The sequence below is a fragment of the Agrobacterium sp. MS2 genome (assembly GCF_003261015.1).
In the GTDB taxonomy this organism is placed as follows: Bacteria; Pseudomonadota; Alphaproteobacteria; order Rhizobiales; family Rhizobiaceae; genus Agrobacterium; species Agrobacterium pusense.
This window is the reverse complement of the sequence record NZ_QLNF01000003.1, coordinates 1-18,475: the sequence shown is the minus strand read 5'-3', so window position 1 is coordinate 18,475 and position 18,475 is coordinate 1. Positions and strand designations below refer to the sequence as shown.

Here is an 18,475-nt window from a genome sequence, read left to right as displayed (position 1 = left end):
AATGCGCAAATCGCTTCAAATCCAGCGACTGTCGGGTGCAAAAAGCACGTTGCCACTTGCCATATCAGTTTGTTTACCATGTTATGCGTAAATCGGGAGATACGGCGCGCGGTTTTGGCGGCCGTATAGGGGCAATATTTTCATCAGGGTTCCAATGCGGCTGCGTTTATCGGCACTATTGTCGGCTTTGCTATTGATCGGCGGCTGCACCTCCACGAGTTACGATCTGCTCGAAACCGCGTCCGTATCCAAGCCAAAATTTTCCGATACCGACCCGCAGGATTTCGGCGTCAACAACCCGCACCGCCATGAGGTGCACGGCATCGACGTGTCCAAATGGAATGGCGATGTCGACTGGCAGACCGTGCGCAAGTCGGGCGTGTCATTCGTCTTCATCAAGGCAACGGAGGGGTCGGATCGAATCGATCCGAAATTCGGCGACCATTGGCGCAGCGCCGCAGCCGCGAATATTCTGCATGCGCCTTACCACTTCTATTATTTCTGCTCGACGGCAGACGCGCAGGCCGACTGGTTCATTCGCAACGTGCCGAAGGACGCCGTTACTTTGCCACCGGTTCTCGACGTCGAGTGGAACCCTGCCTCCCCCACCTGCAAGACGCGCCCGGCTCCCGGCATCGTACGCGCCGAAATGCAGCGCTTCCTCGACCGCATCGAAGCCCATTACGGCAAACGTCCGATTATCTATACCTCGGTTGATTTCCACCGCGACAATCTCGTCGGCCAGTTCAAGGACTATCATTTCTGGGTGCGGTCCGTCGCCGCGCATCCGACGAAGATCTATGAAGACCGGCAATGGGCCTTCTGGCAATATACCGCAACAGGCGTCGTACCCGGCGTGAATGGCCCGACCGACATCAATGTCTTTGCCGGAAGCGAGAAAAACTGGCGGAAATGGATCGCTTCGGCCAAATAGAACGGCCAAGAAGCAACACTTTCCAAAATTCGGCGTTGTTCAACCACGTCAGATCGCCCGATCCGTTTTTTTGTCGCAAACATATGGGTAAAGCGGGCTAACAACCTATCGAGGAAATTCCCATGCCCACGTTCCGGTCGCGCAGCATCATCTTTGCCGCCGCTCTGTCTCTTTTGTCTTCCAGCGCAGCCCTCGCCACGCCACCGGTTGCATCGCCTGACGATCCCAAGCAGGTCGCCTGCGGTGGTGATCTCGGTACGTTTCTTGAAGGCGTCAAGGCCGATGCGCTTGCCAAGGGCATTCCGGCAGATGCGATCCAGAAGGCATTGGCGGGCGCACAGATCGACCAGAAGGTGCTATCGCGTGACCGCGCGCAGGGCGTTTTCCGCCAGACTTTCCTCGAATTCTCGCAGCGCACCGTCAGCCAGGCTCGCCTTGATATCGGCCGCAAGAAGCTGCAGGAGCTCTCCTCCACCTTCGCCCGCGCCGAAAACGAGTTCGGCGTGCCCGCTGGCGTCATTGCCGCGTTCTGGGCCATGGAGACCGATTTTGGCGCCGTTCAGGGCGATTTCAACACCCGCAACGCGCTGGTAACCCTGTCGCATGATTGCCGCCGCCCGGAGCTCTTCCGTCCGCAGCTGCTCGCGCTGATCGAAATGGTTCAGCATGGCGATCTCGATCCTGCCACCAATACGGGCGCATGGGCCGGCGAAATCGGCCAGGTGCAGATGCTGCCGAAGGATATCATCGCCTTCGGCGTCGATGGTGATGGTGACGGCCACATCAACGTCAAGAGCAGTGCGCCCGATGCCATTCTGACGGCTGCAAAATTCATCCAGCACCTCGGCTTCAAAAAGGGCGAACCCTGGATTCAGGAAGTTTCCCTGCCCGAGAACCTGCCCTGGGAAAAATCCGGCCTTGGCGGCCCGCTGACCGCCGGCGAATGGTTTGCGCTTGGCGTCACCCCGCGCGATGGCAACAAGAACTTCGCCTCCCTTCCCGCCGCACTCATCATGCCGCAGGGCCGCAAGGGTCCGACTTTCCTCACCTATCCGAACTTCAACATCTATCTGGAATGGAACCAGTCGTTCATCTACACGACCTCGGCTGCCTATTTCGCTACCCGCCTGATGGGCGGCCCGGTCTATGACAAGGGCAACCCAGATCCCGGCTTTGATGACGCCACCATGAAGCAGCTTCAGACCAAGCTCGAAGCACGCGGCCACAATGTCGGCAAGGTGGATGGCATTCTCGGTTCTGGCACCCGCGTCGCCATCCAGAAGGAACAGCAGCGCCTCGGCATGCCGGCAGACGGCTGGCCTACGGCAGCTCTTCTCCAGGCGCTTTAACCTGTCTTAACGCTGCTCTCCGACCCTTAATCTGTCGGCCGGAATCAAGGCGGAAATCGTTAATCTCGACCGGATGACTGGGGATAAAACCCCGGTCATTTACTTTTTTTAAACACATGAAGCACTGCGTGATAAGAAAATAACCATTCATTTTCAGATAATTACGGAAATTCCTTTTCTGAGGCCCTGAAAGACGTGCTGCACCGCGTCACAAAAACCGCTTTTCAACTGCCACAAAACGGTCATATTATCGAAGCTGTCAACAAGAGGAGGCACCCATGGGACTTACAAAATCTCTCAATGCCTTGGCAGTCGGTTTGGCGTTTTTGTTCGTAGCGATGATGCTTTTCATCTGACGAGACGTGAAGACCAAACGCAGTGAAGAACCGTAGATGACACGAATTTAAAAAGCGCAGGCCCCAAGGGACCTGCGCTTTTTTCTGTCCGAAAATAGACTGGCTGAAATCACGCGGCGCTGCGGCGCAGACGCTCCAGGCCCAGATTTTCAAGCACGGCATCCACCAGCGGCGCGCGGTTCATGGTATAGAGGTGGAACTCATTGACGCCGCGCCGCTGGAGATCAGCGATCTGCTCGGCCGCAACCTCTGCAGCCACGCGGGCGCGGCCCTCCAGATCCTCGTCATAGCCTTCAAAACGCTCATCCAGAAACGCAGGAATGCTTGTGCCGCAACGTCCGGCGAAACGCTTGAGCTGGGTGAGATTCTGGATCGGCATGATGCCCGGAACCACCGGAATGGTGATTCCCGCCGCCGTAACCCGTTCCATGTAACGTTCGAACACGTCATTATCGAAGAAGAACTGCGTCAGCGCCCGGGTAGCGCCATTATCCGCCTTGCGCTTCAGCATGTCGATATCAACAGCTTCACTTGCGCTTTCCGGATGCTTTTCAGGATAGGCGGAGACGGAAATCTCAAAGTCGCCCAGCTCCTTGAGGCCCTTTACCAGCGCTGCGGCGTTCTCGTAACCCTGCGGATGCGGCTGGTAAGCCGTGCCGATACCGGTGGAGGGATCACCGCGCAGCGCCACGAAATGACGAACGCCCGCATTACGGAACTCGTCGACGACCTGGTGCACCTCATCGCGGCTCGCGTCCACGCAGGTCAGATGTGCAGCTGTCGCCAGGTGGCTGTCACCGATCATCCGGCGCACCGCGTCCAGCGTCGGCGCCTTGGTGGAACCACCGGCACCGTAGGTGACGGAGACGAAATCCGGGTTCCACTTCTTGAGCTCGGCAACAGTTTCCCAGAGCTGGGTTTCCATCTCGGCGTTCTTGGGCGGGAAAAATTCGAAAGACAACCGGATGTCGCCATCACGGCGTGCGGTTTCCGACCTCAACATATCATGCCCTCCCGGAGCGAAGTAAAACCGCCTCTTGCGCCACATCGTCTGCCATCAGCAGCCGCTGGTCGCGGGCAACCCAGATCGTGACGTCCAGAGCTTCGTCGGACGCCTTTTCAGAATGCAGATCGACGGCACGCTCCAGAGAAAGCCCGGCCTTCTTCATCCACTCTTCCATCAGCGGGTGCGAGAAGCCTAGCCGCACATGCGCGTGTTCGTCGCGCAGATATTCAAAGGAATGCGGCGCAAGATCGATGACGATCAACCGACCGCCCGGACGCAGCATACGCGCGGCTTCCGAAAGGGCGATCTCCGGCTGGTCGAGAAAATGCAGCACCTGATGGATGACGATCAGATCGAAATCCTGTCCCTCGAGCGGCAGATTGAGAATATCGCCATGGCGCACGGAGGCGTTCACCACGCCCGCCTTGTCCAGATTGGCGCGTGCTACCGAAAGCATGTCGCGGCTCGCATCCACGCCGATGGCACGGCGATAAATGCCGCTCAGAAGCTGCAGGATACGGCCGGTGCCCGTGCCGAGATCGAGCAGCGAATCGACGGGCGTGGTGCCCACCAGCTTCAGCAGCGCGCCTTCCACAGCTTCGTCGCTGACATGCAGGCGACGCAGTTCGTCCCAGGCGGACGCATTACGGCTGAAATAATCCTGCGCCCGCTCCGCCCTCACCCGCTTGACGGCGGCCAGTCGCTCACTGTCACGCTGAAGAACCGCGTCGGAAGGCGAGGCCGCTGCAAGCAACTGCCGAACAACACCCGCAGGCTCGCCATCCTGCCGCAAGCGAAAATAGGCCCACGCACCTTCCTGATAACGCTCGATCAGCCCCTCTTCCGTCAAAAGCTTGAGGTGACGGGAGATACGCGGCTGCGACTGGCCAAGGATTTCGGTAAGGTCGGTCACCGTCAGATCGCCGGCCGAAAGAAGCGCCAGCAACCGGAAGCGCGTCAGCTCACCCGCCGCCTTCAGGAGATCCACCAATTTGTCCAGACCGAACGCCACTCTGCCGCGCCTCGCAAGCTAATCAAGATATAAAGATATCTTTATGTCGATGCGGCGCGAGATGCAAGCGCAAAGTGCCGCGCGAGACGATCATCTCCACTTATTACACGGAAAAAGGCCCGCTTTGCGGCGGGCCTTTTTGAAGTGATGACAAACGGATCAGCGTGTCAGACGCTTGTAGCTCACGCGACCGGGCTTGATGCTTTCCGGGCCGAGGCGACGGACCTTGTCCTTTTCGTAGTCTTCAAAGTTGCCTTCGAACCATTCCACGTGGCTGTCACCCTCGAAAGCGAGAATGTGGGTCGCGAGGCGGTCCAGGAACATGCGGTCGTGGCTGATGATAACGGCGCAGCCGGCGAAGGCTTCCAGCGCTTCTTCAAGTGCCGCCAGCGTTTCCGTATCAAGGTCGTTGGTCGGTTCGTCGAGCAGCAGTACGTTGCCGCCCGCCTTCAGCATCTTGGCAAGGTGCACGCGATTGCGCTGACCACCCGAGAGGTTGCCGACCTTCTGCTGCTGATCGCCGCCCTTGAAGTTGAAGGCGCCGCAATAGGCGCGCGAGTTCACTTCGAACTTGCCGAGCTTGATGATGTCGTTACCGCCGGAAATTTCTTCCCACACGGTCTTGTCACCCGCCAGCGCGTCACGGCTCTGGTCGACGTAACCGAGCTGAACGGTGTCACCAACAGTCACCGAGCCGCTATCAGGCTTTTCCTGACCGGTGATCATTTTGAACAACGTCGTCTTACCGGCGCCGTTCGGGCCGATGACGCCGACAATACCGCCCGGGGGCAGCTTGAAGGACAGGTTCTCGATCAGCACGCGGTCGCCATAGGATTTGGTGAGGTTCTCAGCCTCGATGACGACGCGGCCCAGACGCTCGGCGACCGGAATGACGATCTGCGCATCGCCGGGACGGCGGTTTTCCGCTGCTTCCACCAGCTCGTCATAGGCCTTGATACGCGCCTTGGACTTCGTCTGGCGGGCCTTGGGGCTGGAGGCGATCCATTCCTGTTCGCGGCTGATGGCCTTCTGACGCGAAGCATCTTCGCGGGCTTCCTGCTGCATGCGCTTGGCTTTCGCCTGCAGATAAGCGGAGTAATTGCCCTCGTAAGGAATGCCGCGACCACGATCGAGCTCGAGAATCCAGCCCGTGACGTTGTCGAGGAAGTAGCGGTCGTGGGTGATCATCATCACGGCGCCCGGATAGTCGCGCAGGTGCTTTTCGAGCCAGGCGATGGTTTCGGCATCCAGATGGTTGGTCGGTTCGTCGAGCAGCAGCAGGTCCGGCTGCGACAGCAGCAAACGGCACAGTGCCACGCGGCGGCGCTCACCACCCGAAAGGCCGGTCACCGGCGAATCGCCGGGCGGGCAGCGCAGGGCGTCCATGGCCATTTCGACCTGATTTTCGAGGTCCCACAGGTTCTGGCTGTCGATGATGTCCTGAAGCTTCGCGCCCTCTTCCGCCGTTTCGTCGGAATAGTTCATCATCAGCTCGTTGTAGCGGTCAACGATCGCCGTCTTGCTCGCCACGCCTTCCATGACGTTTTGCATCACGGTCTTGTTTTCATCGAGCTTCGGCTCCTGCTCGAGATAACCGAGCGTCGCACCTTCGGCGAGCCACGCCTCACCGGTGTATTCCTTGTCAAGGCCGGCCATGATCTTGAGAACGGTCGACTTACCCGCGCCGTTCGGGCCGAGGATACCGATCTTGGCGTCAGGGTAGAAGGAGAGATGCACATTCTCCAGAACCTTCTTCGCGCCATAGGACTTGTTCAGCCCAGCCATGTGATAGATGAATTGACGTGCCATTGTAGCGAATGCTCCACATCGGATTTTTAAGAGTACGTATCGGGAAATTTGCCGCTATGTAGGGTAAATAGGACCTTGGGGCAACCTCTGGCACGATTATGACCCCATGATTATGACAGGCTGCGCGATGAGACGACGGGTGCGACGATGAATGAGACGACCGATAACTTCGCATTCAGCCGGATTGAGAGGCTGGAAGCCCCTTCCGGCGCATCCATCGCCTTCCGACATCAACCTTCCGCCCTTGCTCCCACCCGCGGCGTGCTGATGATCTGCCACGGCCTTGTGGAACATGCCGGCCGTTACCGCCGTTTTGCCGATGTCATGGCGCAACAGGGGTTCGAGGTCTATGCCCATGACCATCGCGGCCACGGTCGCACGAAAGCGGCGGATGCGCCTCTCGGCCGCTTTGCCTGGAAGGATGGCGCGGACAAGGTCGTGGCCGACGTCATGGCGATGCGCCGGCTGGCCGGCGAGCGGCATCCCGGCCTGCCGGTGATCCTGTTCGGCCACTCCATGGGGGGCCTAATGGCGCTCAATACTGCTGTCAGTTACCCCGACGCCTTCGATGGTCTGTCGATCTGGAATTCCAATCTCAATCCCGGTCTTATGGGCCGTTTCGCGCAGATTGTGTTGCGGCTGGAAAAAATGCTGAAAGGCTCGGATGTGCCGAGCGCCATCCTGCCGAAAGCCACTTTCCGCGCCTGGAACGCGAAAATGCCGGAAAAGCGCACCCATGCGGACTGGCTGAGCCACGACAAGGCGGCGGTGGACGCCTATGTGGAAGACCCGCTCTGCCAGTTCGAGGCGAGCGTTTCCCTCTGGCAGGATGTCTTTGCACTCTCCTATCGCGGCCCGAAACTTATCGAGCGTCTGCCGAAGGCTTTGCCGCTTTTGCTGGTGAGCGGTGATGAGGACGCCGCCACCAATGACGGCAGGGAGATCGTGTGGCTTGCCGAACGTTTCCGGGAGGCGGGCTTCAGCCATGTCGAGCACACGATTTACAAGGGCATGCGGCACGAAACCCTGAACGAAATCGGCTGGCAGCCCGTCGTAGCGGATTTCGCCGCCTGGTGCGGCCGCGTCGTGGATGACAGTAAAACGCCCTCCCCGTCATTCCGGCCTTGAGCCGGAATGACGGAATTAGGGGACTCTCAAAATACCGAATGTCGAAGCTGCCGTGTCAACCCCAGTTTAGTGCCGTTCCAAAACGGAATAAGTCCATGAGATAAAATCACATGCGACGCGGCAAGCAGCGGTCTATAAACCGGCAGACACCAAGTACCGGGGGATAGATGACCGACAAGCCGAACAGGAAACCGCCGCTATCGGGCATCCGCGTCATCGAATTGGCGCGTGTTCTCGCCGGTCCCTGGGCGGGACAGATGCTGGCCGATATGGGCGCAGACGTTATCAAGGTCGAAAACCCCGAAGGCGGCGATGATACGCGCGCATGGGGACCGCCCTTCGTTGAGAGCAATGACGGAGAAAACCTCTCCGCCGCCTATTACCACGCCACCAATCGCGGCAAACGCTCCATCGTCGCCGATCTCAAAACACCCGAGGGCTGCGAACTGGTGCGCCAGCTGGTGCGCACCGCCGATGTCGTCATCGAGAATTTCAAGCGCGGCGGACTTGCAAAATATGGCCTCGATTACGAAAGCCTGAGGGCGCTCAATCCAAAGCTGATCTATTGCTCCATCACCGGCTTCGGCCAGACCGGGCCCTATGCCGATCTCGCCGGATACGATTATATCGTGCAGGGCATGTCCGGCTTCATGTCGATTACGGGCGAAGCCGACGGACAGCCGATGAAGGCGGGCGTGGCGGTTGCCGATATCTTCACCGGCATCTATTCCGTATCGGCCATTCAGGCGGCACTGATCCACGCCATTCGATCTGGCGAAGGCCAGCATATCGACATGGCGCTTCTCGATGTGCAATCGGCCGTGCTCGCCAACCAGAACATGAATTACCTGATCTCCGGCAGGCCTCCCGTCCGGCTCGGCAACGCCCACCCGAATATCTCCCCCTATGAGGTGGTGCCAACGGCCGACGGCTTCCTGATCCTCGCGGTCGGCAATGACGGTCAGTTCCGCCGCCTCTGCAATATCCTCGGCATCGGCGCGATCGCCGATGACGAACGTTACGCGACAAACAAGGCCCGCGTGGCGCATAAGGTCGAGGTGCGGCAGATCGTTTCCACGGAGACGCTGAAATGGCAGAAGCGCGATCTTCTGACCGCCTGCGAGAAGAACGCCGTTCCCGCCGGACCGATCAATTCCATCGAAGAAATGTTCGCGGATCCGCAGGTGAAGGCACGCGGCCTCCGTATCGATCTGGAAGCGGAAGACGGCACTGTCATCCCCGGTGTCCGCACACCCATTATCATGTCTCAGACGCCGCTGCGTTATGAACGCCCGAGCCCTAAGCTCGGCGAACATCAGGCGCAGGTACTGGCCGAACTGGAAAACATCGAAAGGACCACGACGCCATGACTGCAGCCGGAATGAAAAGAACAGGCGGGCAATTGATCGTCGAAGCGCTGAAGGCCAATGGTGTCTCCCGCGTTTCCTGCGTTCCAGGCGAAAGCTATCTGGCCGTTCTGGATGCGCTTTATGAAAGCGGCATCGAAACCGTGGTCTGCCGTCAGGAAGGCGGCGCAGCCATGATGGCCGATACCTGGGGGCGGCTGACGGGCGAGCCTGGCATCTGCATGGTGACCCGTGGCCCCGGTGCCACAAATGCTTCGGCCGGCCTGCACATTGCAAGGCAGGATTCCATTCCGATGATCCTGTTCATCGGTCAGGTGCAGCGGGATGCCCGCGAGCGCGAGGCCTTTCAGGAAGTGGAATATCGCCGCGCCTTTACCGAATTCGCAAAATGGGTGGGCGAGATCGATGATGCCCGCCGCATCCCTGAATTCGTTACCCGCGCTTTTGCCGTCGCCACTTCCGGCCGCCCCGGCCCCGTGGTGCTGACGCTGCCCGAAGACATGCTGGTGGAAGAGGTCGAAGCTCCCGAGGCAAAGTCCTATACGCCCGTCGAGGCACATCCAGGCCTGTCGCAAATGGCCGCCTTCGCCAAAATGCTGGGCGAGGCAAAACGCCCGGTCTTCATCGCCGGCGGCACCCGCTGGTCCGAGGAAAGCGTGACGGGCTTCAAGGCTTTTGCGGAAAAGTACAAACTTCCCGTGGGCTGTTCATTCCGCCGCCAGATGCTGTTTGATCATCTGAGCCCCTCCTACGCAGGCGATGTCGGCATCGGCATCAACCCGGCACTGGCCAGGGAAATCAAGGAAGCCGACCTCGTGGTGCTACTCGGTGGCCGCCTCTCCGAAATGCCCTCCTCCGGTTATACGCTGCTCGATATTCCCTACCCGTCGCAGAAGCTCATCCATATCTATCCGGAGGCGGAAGAGCTTGGCCGCGTCTATCGGCCGGACCTCGCTATCTGCGCCTCCCCGAACGATTTCGTTGCCGCCCTTGCCTCCATCGATCTTGCCGGCAATGCCGCCTGGGCCGATCGCACGGCCTCAATGCATGAGGCCTATCTCAAATGGTCAACGCCGCCGCATACAGGCCCCGGCGCCGTGCAGATGGGTCCGATCATGGACTGGATCGAGGCGAACGTTGCTGAAGACGCCATCTTCACCAATGGCGCCGGCAATTACGCCACCTGGCTGCACCGCTTCCACCGCTTCCGCCGATTCAACACGCAATCGGCCCCGACATCAGGCTCCATGGGTTACGGCCTGCCGGCGGCGGTGGCCGCCAAGCACCTGTTCCCGGAGCGCGAGGTGATCTGCTTTGCCGGTGACGGCTGCTTCATGATGCACGGGCAGGAATTCATTACCGCCGTGCGTTACGGGCTGCCAATCATCACCGTGCTGGTCAATAACGGCACCTATGGCACGATCCGCATGCATCAGGAGCGGGAATATCCCGGTCGTGTCAGCGCCACCGATCTCGTCAATCCGGATTTCAACGCCTTTGCCAAAGCCTATGGCGGACACGGCGAAACGGTGGAAAGAACGCAAGACTTCGCCGCCGCCTTCGAACGGGCACGGGCAAGCGGCAAACCGGCGATCATCGAGGTGAAGCTGGATGCGGAAGCGATCACGCCGACGCGTACCCTGACGCAGATCAGAACCCGAAGCTGATAACGCGCATGGACATGGCTTCGGCATGGTGTAAATCCTGACTGTGACTCACAGCTTAGGAAACGCCATGCCGGTTACAGCCCCTCCCGTCATCACCCCACGCGGCGCGAAGATCGAGCCCTCGGCCGGCGCGCCTTTCGAGGCAGTGCGCGTGGCCCGCGATGTGCTGCACACGTCCCGTACGGCAGCACTTGCGACGCTCGATCCCGTCAGCGGTTATCCCTATACAACCGCGACCAATATCGGCATCGAGCCGGATGGCACGCCGTTCTTCTTCGCGGCCGGGCTGACGCTGCACGCCCGCAATATGGAAAGCGATTCTCGTATCTCGCTGACACTCGCCCCTTTCGGCAAGGGTGACGCGCTGACGCTGCCGCGCCTGACACTGGTGGGCAGGGCGGAACAAATCAGCCCGGATGAAGTGCCGATCGCCATCGCGCGCTACATTGCCCGCTACCCCAAAGCGAAACTTTATCTCTCCCTTCCCGACACAAGGCTTTACCGGCTGCGGACGGAAGGCGTGCAGATTAATGGCGGCCCGGCCCGCAACGCCAGCAATATCATCCCCGCCGATCTGCGCACCGATCTGTCAGGCGCAGAAGAACTGATGGCGGCGGCGGAAAGCGAAGCGACCCGCCTTAACGCCATCAAGGGCGAAGCAGCTCGGCTCGCCGTTCTAGCTGGCGCAAAGGCTGGCCGCTGGACGATCACCTCCATCGATCCGGATGGCATCGATTTCGCCTCGGCAAATGATCTGGCGCGACTATGGTTTGCGGAGCGGGTGGAGACGTTGAAGCAGGTTGAGAAGGCGCTTGCTTCGCCGGTGAGGTGACGGACGCAAGCGATTCAAAAAACATGAAAATTGCTTCTACTTGGCATTTTGTGGCCATGTCGCCACGCCGCGCCGTCACCCGGACTAGATCCGGGGTCCAGCGCGATCAAGTCCTGGATCGCGAGAGACTCTTTTCACGGCGCAGACGCGCCGTGGCTGGATACCGGGTCAAGCCCGGCATGACGGGGCGAGTTTTTGACCCCATCCCATCAAAAAGGCCGGGCCGCATTCCGCGACCCGGCCTTTTCTTAAAGATCAGACTGATGCTCAGAGAGCAGCGGTGACGATGAATTCAACCTTGTAATCCGGCGTTGCCAGCGCGGCTTCGCTGGTGGCGCGGGCCGGCGGGTTTGCCGGGTCGATCCAGCCTTCCCAGACAGCGTTCATTTCGCCGAAGGTGGACATGTCGGAGAGGTAGATGATGGTCTGCAGGATCTTCGACTTGTCGGAACCGGCAGCGGCCAGCAGGCGGTCGACTTCAGCGAGAGCCGACTTGCTCTGTTCCGTCACGCTCGTACCTTCGCCAACCTGGCCGGCCAGATAAACGGTGTTGCCGTGAACGACGGCGCCGCTCATGCGCTTGCCCGGCTCGATACGCTTGATGGTCATGGAAAACTCCTGTTGATTGGCACTTGAAAAATAGAATGACGCGCGAAAAATCAGCCGCGCAGGTGATGGGTCTTTTCGTAGATCGCCGTGGAGCGCGCGCCGGAACGGCAATAGCCGAGCATCGGGCGCTGCAATTCATCGAGCGCATCCACCATGCCGGCAACGGCATCGGCGTCGACGCCGTAGCGGCCGACCGGCACATGCATGATCGTCAGGCCAAGCTGCTCTGCACGCTCGGCAATATCGGCAAAAAGCGGCTGACCGTCTTCTTCGCCGTCCGGGCGATGGCAGACGATCGACTTGAAGCCGAGTGCCTTGATCTCATCCAGATCGGCGACGCTGATCTGTCCAGTTACCGAATATTCGTCGTCTATGCGCCTGATATCCATGTCATGCCTCCTGAAACCGGCGTCCGCGCCGCTGGCCGTCATCCTTGAAATCCGCATCCGATGTAAGCGGTCAAATCCCATGCGTCAATGATGCCCGGTCTTCATTCGGTACGGCTCAGAGGATGGAAAAGCGCAGACCGAAGGAACGGCTTTCGCCCGGCTGAAGAATATTGAACTCACCGGCTACCTCAAGCTCGCTACGCCCCACCCAGCGATGCGAAACCGGCTCGATGCCGAGCACGTTCGCCGGTGCCTGCTGGTTGCGCCACATCTGCAGATAGGGCAGCGTCTCCGTGCGAAAACGCACGGTGAGCGTCTTCCCGCCAATTGCCGCAATCGGGCCGAGTTTCAATTCCGCCCATTCAGTCTTGCCGGCCGACACGCAGAAAACAGTGCCCGGCTCCTCGCCAAAACGCCAGCCATGGCCGCCGCCATCCAGCATTGCGCCTTCAAGCCGCACCGCATCGTCAAACAGGCGAGCGCCGACATTCATATGGTACATCAGGAATACTGGGATCGGCCGCCCGGACGTATTGACGATCCTGTCATCGAGGCTGACCTCGCCGCTTTCGCCATCGATCTTCCATGTCCGTTCCAGCAGCGCCGTGCCGCCATCGGCAAGCTTCACGGGAACCTCGACGCGTGCCAGTGCATTGGACTCGAGAACATCGAACGCGGTGATCGTTGCGGGATGCGAGGAGAAGGAGCCATGCAAGGGATATCGACGCCCCTCGCGGTCACCATCGATCGGTTCGGGATGACGGATATGATCGGGACCACAGGTAAAAAGAAAGCCTTCAAGCGAGTGGTCGATACGCGCATCGCCATCATCGGGAATGGCGCGGCCGGGCGCGATGTCTATGCCATCGACGACGCAGGCGCCGATATCGAAAACGGAGGTCTCATCGAGGAAAATGCGTGGCGATCTGCCAGCCTGAAACGAACGCAAGAAAACCTCCCTGTGGCAGTAAAAACGCATGGTTCACGGAAACGCTACTAACCGTGACGGAAATTAAGATTGCATTAACCGCGAATTCACCTTTTTCACAATAGGGTCAAGATTACGGTGTGTTTATCGGTGACGAAGCAAGGGATAGCAGAATCGTGAAACAGTTTCTTAACGCAGCTCTGGGCCTGACGATCGCCGTGGCGTCGATTTTCGCTCCGCTACAGGCTGGCGCGCAGCAGCGTTATGGCGAACAGACCATGCTGGTTACGCCGGATGGCCGCGTTCTCGATTTCATGCCGGAACGTGGCGACATCGTCATCAGCCGCGACGCGATGGGCCGTACCGTGTTCTACGACCAGTACGGCAACTTGCTGGCCACCGAAATGCCCTCCGGCTACCAGCAGCGGCAGCAGGTACGCCAGCGCGACACCACCTATTATCCACCCGCCCCCGGTGGCCAGTATCGTAAGCCGCCGCGCGACTACGGTTATCAGGACAACGGCAACGTGCGCGATTATCGCGAATATCGCGGCGACGGCTCCGATGAGAATCTCTACACCGGTTCCGTGCCAGCCCCCGGCGCGGTGGAAAGCGGCCCGCTCGGCCAGCCGATGCCGGAAGAAAGCACCACGGCCGCCGTTCCGCAACCGGACCACCTGATCGAGCGGCATACGCCGGTAACGACGCCGGTCAACCGTTCCCGCCAGGAAATCGTCGCGCTCCAGACCTTCCTCGACCGCGAGGGCATCTCCCCCGGCGTGATCGACGGGAAGATGGGCGACAATGTCAACAAGGCCATAGCCGCCTGGCAGGACATGACGGGCGAAAAGCTCGACCCGAACAATTCAGAAGACATTCTGGAACGCCTGCGCGCCTCGGGCGGCATGCCGATTGTGGATTACACGATCACCGCCGCCGATGCCGCCGGCCCCTACGTGGCCTCCATCCCGGACGACTATGCCGAGAAATCGCAGCTGCCTGCCCTCTCCTTTACGTCGACCTCGGAAGCGCTGGCCGAACGCTTCCACATGGATGAGAACTATCTGAAAGAGCTGAACCCCGGCGTCGATTTCTCCGTGCCCGGCACTATCATCAAGGTCGTCAATCCCGGCGAGGCGAAGAAGGGGCAGGTCGCCCGCATCGTTGCGCACAAGGGTATCAAGCAGGTCTTCGCCTATGGCCAGGACGGCAATCTGATTGCCGCCTATCCCGCCACGATCGGCTCCACGGACACCCCCTCGCCAAGCGGCACCCATACGGTAGAGCGTATCGCGCTCAATCCGGGCTACACCTATAATCCCAAGATCAACTTCAAGCAGGGTCAGAACGACAAGATCCTGCAGATCCCGCCGGGCCCGAACGGTCCTGTCGGCACGGTCTGGATCGCCCTGTCGAAGCCGACCTACGGCATTCACGGCACGCCGGAACCCTCGAAGATCGGCAAGACGAACAGCCATGGCTGTATTCGCCTGACCAACTGGGATGCCACCGAACTGGCGAAAATGGTCCGTCCCGGTGTGGTGGTCGAATTCGCGGAATAAATCGACTGGAAGAAAAGGAAAAAGCCCGGTGGTCCGGGCTTTTTTAGTTATGACGTTTCAGTCGCGCTTTTCCGTCAGGAAATATAGCAGCGCGGCTATCGGAAGAGCAAAGCCGATCCAGGAGGCGGCTTGCCATTCGCCAACCGCATAGGCCCAGCCGCCAACGGCGGAACCAATTGCACCGCCCATGAAGAATGTCGCCATATAGATGCCGTTCAGGCGGCTGCGGAATTCCGCCCCCAGCGTGAAGATCGCCCGCTGCCCGAGCACCAGATTGGTAGTGACACCGAAATCCAGAACGATTGCGGCAATGACAAGAATGGCGAGCGCCAGATGCGATCCCTCAGGCGCAAGATGCGTGACGGCGAAAGAGAGTGCTACCGCCAGCAGTGCAAAGAATGTCGCCGCCCGCGTCCATCCGCGATCGGCCATCCGCCCGGCAATCGGGGCGGCGACGGTGCCGGCCGCACCAGCCAGTGCGAAGAGTGCGATCTCACCCTGGCTGAGATTGAAATGCGGCCCACTCAGATAAAGAGGCGTCGTGGTCCAGAACAGGCTGAAGGCCGCGAAGAGAAAGGCATGATAGATCGCCCGCCGCCGCAGGACCGGCGTGTGAAGCGCCAGCCGGCCCATCGAAGCCATCAAGGCGCCATAGCTCAGCCGCGCCTCAGGCACACGGGTCGGCAGGAGCCGGAAAAGCACCACGGCAAGAAGCGCCATGACGGCCGCAGACGTCAGAAACACACCGCGCCAGGAGACAACTTCCGACAGAAGGCTGGAAACCGGCCGCGCCAGCATGATGCCGGCCATCAACCCGCTCATGACATTGCCGACCACCCGCCCGCGAATGGCGTGCGGCGCCATATGGGCCGCATAGGGAACGATGACCTGCACCGCCACCGAACTGACCCCTACCAGGAAGGCTGCGATCAGAAACGGCGTCGCATGTGGCGCGAATGCTGCGGCCGCAAGGGAAAGTACCGCCATGGAGACGGAGCCGACGACCAGCTTGCGGTTTTCCACGAGATCGCCGAGCGGCACGACAAACAGCAGACCGACACCGTAACCGATCTGTGTCAGGGTCACGATCAGCCCCGTCGCGCCAGCGGAAAGACCAAGCTCCGCACCGATGATGCCGGCAAGCGGCTGACCATAATAAAGATTGGCCGCGATCAATCCGCAGGCTGTCGCCAGCAGGAAAGTCAAAGCCGGGGAAATGGATGGTGCCTGAATATCATCCCCATCAATTACACGCGTCGTCATCATTTTCTCCAATATGGAAACAATCGTTTCCTAAATATTCACAAAATTACTCGGCAAGCCTCATGGCAATATCCACCACGGCCACCATGTCTTTAAGGCTCCGCCCTGTCTTTCCCACCACGCGCATACCGTACATCATGCACAGCATCGCCCGCGCAAGATCATCGGGATCAGCCTTGGACCGCACGGAACCATCCTTCTGCCCTTCGGCAACGAGGCGGGCGACGATCCGCTCCCTCGCCTTCACGGCCCTCTCGACCACAACGGCGATGTCGTCGTCCAGTGCCGCCAGATCAGCAGCGGCACCAACCACCAGACATCCGTCGGAGCCGACACCGCCGTGGGATCGTTCGGCGTAAAACATCAGCCCCGCTCTCAGCCTCTCATAACCGGTGTCGAAACCGGCCACAGCTGCCTCAAAACGCTCGGTCTGTATGATCCTGTAGCGCTCCATCGTCGCGATGAAGACGGCTTTCTTATCCTTGAAGGCCTTGTAGAGGCTACCCTGGGCCAGCTCCATCGCATCGGTAAGATCGCCTACCGAGGTGGCGTGATAACCGCGCCGCGAGAATACCTTGATCGCGCCATCGAGCGCGCGTTCAAGATCGAACTCGCGCGGTCTGCCGCGATGGCGCTGTTCCGGGGAATGGGGCTGGCTGAAATTGCTCATGAGCCGAATATAGGAAACGATCATTTCCAAATCAAGCAAAAATTTAGCGCCATGAAGAGGTCGCGGGAGCGCCTCGTAAAGGCGCCTCTTCTCCGCATTTTTGTGGGGAACCCATTTCACCAAACCGTCGCACCGTCGCCGCAACCGGGCCGGATTGGCAACGCGAGGTCAGGCAGCCCTGCGTGTCACGAGACGTGCCAGGTGCGCAACGCGCCTCGGAAGTCTTTTCGGCAGGAGGTTGATGACTTCCTCGGCAAAGGCCGCCGCATTTTCTACCGCCTTGTCGATATTGCTAACCTTCTTGCCATCCAGACAGAGAAGCGTGCCGCCATAGTCGAAAATATCGCGATAGGCCGCCCGCTCGACAATCGCCGTGTTGAGCACGGAGACGTTCTTTTCCGCCAGCAGCATCTTGACGAGCAACAGCGAACGCGTTGCTACCATGGCGTTGACCCGTGTCAGCACGATGGAATGGGCGATCGCCTTGCCCATCTTGCGGTTCAGGAATTCGATGTGATCGAGAACTTCGGCAGCGCCACGCGCATCCATGGCCGATCCCTGTACCGGGATCAGAACATGATCGGAAATACCGAGCGCCATGGTCAAAAGCGGCGTTTTTGCGCCGGGCAGGTCAATGATGAAACAGTCTGTATTGGCCCGGTTTTCGCGAATGTGGCCTTCAAGCGAAGCCATCGTCACATGCGAAATCACTGACAGGTTTTCTACCATGCCCGAGAGTTCGTACCAGCGGGAAATCCACAATTGCGGATCGGCATCCAGAACCGTCACCCGATGGCCGCTACGGGCGAGTTCGGTCGCCAGAAGCAGCACAGCCGTGGTTTTTCCGGCGCCGCCCTTGGTATTGGCGAAAGTGATGACTGACATGATACCCCCTGTTTGTCAGAGCCGTTTCATGCTCATTCACGCACCGACGCACTTCATGGTGCTTTCCATAATCTTAACGAACAGGGTTAATAAAACGCTAATAACGATTACGCCGCGGAACAAAAAGCCCGCGATGGCGTCGCGGGCTTCGTGGATTAGAGGTCGTATGGTCGCTCGGCACCGATGCGGGGTACAGCGTCGCCGCAGGTTTCTTCTCCCCGCCGGGGAGAAGAAACAAGCGGCACCCTCTCAACCTCTCACAAACCCGGCGATCAAAGGTAACTCCTTAAAAGCAAGCCTCAAAAAGTGCCTTGGTATTCTCAAGCGTCATCGGCACCGGATTGCCACCGCAGCTCGGGTCCTTGATCGCTTCCGCCGCCAGTTCGTCGATACGATTCGGCTTGATGCCCATGGCGGTGAGGTTCTCAGGCACGCCGAGTTCCCTGCGAAGCTCCAGCACGTAATCGTAGAAACCATCAAAGCCGCCGGAGATACCGAGATAGGCGGCCGCGCGGGCAATCTTGTCCTCGATGGCAGGACGGTTGAAGCGCAGCACGGCCGGCATGACGACGGCATTGGTCATGCCGTGATGGGTGTTGTAGACAGCGCCGATCGGATGCGAGAGCGAATGGATGGCCCCCAGCCCCTTCTGGAAGGCAACCGCCCCCATGGCCGCCGCCGCCATCATGTTGGTGCGCGCTTCGATATC

The 18,475-nt window shown here is 59.7% G+C and carries 17 protein-coding genes; 7 read left to right on the top strand and 10 right to left on the bottom strand.

All coding sequences use genetic code 11. From position 1 onward, the window contains the following. Positions 1-154 precede the first annotated feature (154 nt). Entirely contained in the window at positions 155-934 is a 780-nt protein-coding gene (locus DOU54_RS00385) for a glycoside hydrolase family 25 protein (RefSeq protein WP_004442823.1), read from the top strand. A 122-nt stretch (positions 935-1,056) separates the two neighbouring features. Further along, positions 1,057-2,283 (top strand): lytic murein transglycosylase, encoded by a 1,227-nt coding sequence (locus DOU54_RS00380; RefSeq protein ID WP_004442825.1) that lies wholly within the window; start codon positions 1,057-1,059, stop codon positions 2,281-2,283. Positions 2,284-2,748: 465 nt separating this feature from the next. Here the strand turns inward: DOU54_RS00380 and metF are convergent, their stop codons facing one another. From metF to ettA, 3 genes are all read right to left on the bottom strand, one after another. After that, entirely contained in the window at positions 2,749-3,642 is an 894-nt protein-coding gene (gene metF / locus DOU54_RS00375; RefSeq protein WP_006697742.1) for a methylenetetrahydrofolate reductase [NAD(P)H], read from the bottom strand. 1 nt (position 3,643) lies between these two features. Continuing rightward, complete coding sequence (locus DOU54_RS00370) at positions 3,644-4,657, bottom strand: ArsR/SmtB family transcription factor (RefSeq protein WP_113381188.1); 1,014 nt, start codon at positions 4,655-4,657, stop codon at positions 3,644-3,646. A gap of 159 nt (positions 4,658-4,816) precedes the next feature. Further along, on the bottom strand, positions 4,817-6,466 hold the full coding sequence (gene ettA / locus DOU54_RS00365; RefSeq protein WP_004442830.1) for an energy-dependent translational throttle protein EttA: 1,650 nt from the start codon (positions 6,464-6,466) through the stop codon (positions 4,817-4,819). Positions 6,467-6,613: 147 nt separating this feature from the next. Here ettA and DOU54_RS00360 point away from each other — a divergent pair, with 147 nt between their 5' ends. The 4 genes from DOU54_RS00360 (at position 6,614) to DOU54_RS00345 (ending at position 11,460) form a co-directional block, all read left to right on the top strand. Next, a complete protein-coding gene (locus DOU54_RS00360; RefSeq protein ID WP_113381189.1) occupies positions 6,614-7,594 on the top strand; it encodes an alpha/beta fold hydrolase in 981 nt (326 codons plus the stop codon). A gap of 167 nt (positions 7,595-7,761) precedes the next feature. After that, positions 7,762-8,964, top strand: a complete 1,203-nt coding sequence (caiB, locus tag DOU54_RS00355; protein WP_113381190.1) for a succinate--glutarate CoA-transferase — start codon at positions 7,762-7,764, stop codon at positions 8,962-8,964. Then, entirely contained in the window at positions 8,961-10,628 is a 1,668-nt protein-coding gene (locus tag DOU54_RS00350; protein WP_162749591.1) for a thiamine pyrophosphate-binding protein, read from the top strand. Before caiB ends, DOU54_RS00350 begins: the two co-directional genes overlap by 4 nt. Positions 10,629-10,695: 67 nt before the next feature. Continuing rightward, a complete protein-coding gene (locus DOU54_RS00345) occupies positions 10,696-11,460 on the top strand; it encodes a HugZ family pyridoxamine 5'-phosphate oxidase (protein ID WP_113381191.1) in 765 nt (254 codons plus the stop codon). 267 nt (positions 11,461-11,727) lie between these two features. On the opposite strand, the gene DOU54_RS00340 is transcribed toward DOU54_RS00345, so the two are convergent. The 3 genes from DOU54_RS00340 to DOU54_RS00330 form a co-directional block, all read right to left on the bottom strand. Then, positions 11,728-12,069, bottom strand: coding sequence for a RidA family protein (locus tag DOU54_RS00340; RefSeq protein WP_004442838.1), 342 nt, complete (start codon positions 12,067-12,069; stop codon positions 11,728-11,730). Positions 12,070-12,119: 50 nt separating this feature from the next. Next, positions 12,120-12,458: a protein tyrosine phosphatase family protein gene (locus tag DOU54_RS00335; RefSeq protein ID WP_003522797.1), complete on the bottom strand. Its 339-nt coding sequence runs from the start codon at positions 12,456-12,458 to the stop codon at positions 12,120-12,122. A 115-nt stretch (positions 12,459-12,573) separates the two neighbouring features. Continuing rightward, complete coding sequence (locus DOU54_RS00330; RefSeq protein ID WP_113381192.1) at positions 12,574-13,407, bottom strand: aldose 1-epimerase family protein; 834 nt, start codon at positions 13,405-13,407, stop codon at positions 12,574-12,576. Positions 13,408-13,562: 155 nt separating this feature from the next. On the opposite strand from DOU54_RS00330, the gene DOU54_RS00325 reads away from it, so the two are divergent. Next, the gene (locus DOU54_RS00325) at positions 13,563-14,948 is read left to right on the top strand and encodes a L,D-transpeptidase family protein (RefSeq protein WP_113730238.1); all 1,386 of its coding nucleotides are present in this window, start codon (positions 13,563-13,565) and stop codon (positions 14,946-14,948) included. A gap of 57 nt (positions 14,949-15,005) precedes the next feature. Here the strand turns inward: DOU54_RS00325 and DOU54_RS00320 are convergent, their stop codons facing one another. The 4 genes from DOU54_RS00320 to DOU54_RS00305 all read right to left on the bottom strand — a co-directional run. Further along, a complete protein-coding gene (locus tag DOU54_RS00320; protein ID WP_193603275.1) occupies positions 15,006-16,211 on the bottom strand; it encodes an MFS transporter in 1,206 nt (401 codons plus the stop codon). A 46-nt stretch (positions 16,212-16,257) separates the two neighbouring features. Next, positions 16,258-16,905: a TetR/AcrR family transcriptional regulator gene (locus DOU54_RS00315; protein WP_162749592.1), complete on the bottom strand. Its 648-nt coding sequence runs from the start codon at positions 16,903-16,905 to the stop codon at positions 16,258-16,260. A 144-nt stretch (positions 16,906-17,049) separates the two neighbouring features. Next, positions 17,050-17,766 (bottom strand): ParA family protein, encoded by a 717-nt coding sequence (locus DOU54_RS00310; RefSeq protein ID WP_004442847.1) that lies wholly within the window; start codon positions 17,764-17,766, stop codon positions 17,050-17,052. A gap of 286 nt (positions 17,767-18,052) precedes the next feature. Next, a partial coding sequence (locus tag DOU54_RS00305) for a dehydroquinate synthase/iron-containing alcohol dehydrogenase family protein (protein WP_146617323.1) occupies positions 18,053-18,475 on the bottom strand: 423 nt, incomplete at its 5' end.

What these genes read in the sequence shown, in the direction of transcription:
- DOU54_RS00385 (WP_004442823.1), top strand. Translation starts at nt 155, where the DNA reads ATGCGGCTGCGTTTATCGGCACTATTGTCGGCTTTGCTATTGATCGGC.
- DOU54_RS00380 (WP_004442825.1), top strand. Translation starts at nt 1,057, where the DNA reads ATGCCCACGTTCCGGTCGCGCAGCATCATCTTTGCCGCCGCTCTGTCT.
- metF (WP_006697742.1), bottom strand. Translation starts at nt 3,642, where the DNA reads ATGTTGAGGTCGGAAACCGCACGCCGTGATGGCGACATCCGGTTGTCT.
- ettA (WP_004442830.1), bottom strand. Translation starts at nt 6,466, where the DNA reads ATGGCACGTCAATTCATCTATCACATGGCTGGGCTGAACAAGTCCTAT.
- DOU54_RS00360 (WP_113381189.1), top strand. Translation starts at nt 6,614, where the DNA reads ATGAATGAGACGACCGATAACTTCGCATTCAGCCGGATTGAGAGGCTG.
- caiB (WP_113381190.1), top strand. Translation starts at nt 7,762, where the DNA reads ATGACCGACAAGCCGAACAGGAAACCGCCGCTATCGGGCATCCGCGTC.
- DOU54_RS00350 (WP_162749591.1), top strand. Translation starts at nt 8,961, where the DNA reads ATGACTGCAGCCGGAATGAAAAGAACAGGCGGGCAATTGATCGTCGAA.
- DOU54_RS00345 (WP_113381191.1), top strand. Translation starts at nt 10,696, where the DNA reads ATGCCGGTTACAGCCCCTCCCGTCATCACCCCACGCGGCGCGAAGATC.
- DOU54_RS00340 (WP_004442838.1), bottom strand. Translation starts at nt 12,069, where the DNA reads ATGACCATCAAGCGTATCGAGCCGGGCAAGCGCATGAGCGGCGCCGTC.
- DOU54_RS00335 (WP_003522797.1), bottom strand. Translation starts at nt 12,458, where the DNA reads ATGGATATCAGGCGCATAGACGACGAATATTCGGTAACTGGACAGATC.
- DOU54_RS00320 (WP_193603275.1), bottom strand. Translation starts at nt 16,211, where the DNA reads ATGACGACGCGTGTAATTGATGGGGATGATATTCAGGCACCATCCATT.
- DOU54_RS00315 (WP_162749592.1), bottom strand. Translation starts at nt 16,905, where the DNA reads ATGATCGTTTCCTATATTCGGCTCATGAGCAATTTCAGCCAGCCCCAT.
- DOU54_RS00310 (WP_004442847.1), bottom strand. Translation starts at nt 17,766, where the DNA reads ATGTCAGTCATCACTTTCGCCAATACCAAGGGCGGCGCCGGAAAAACC.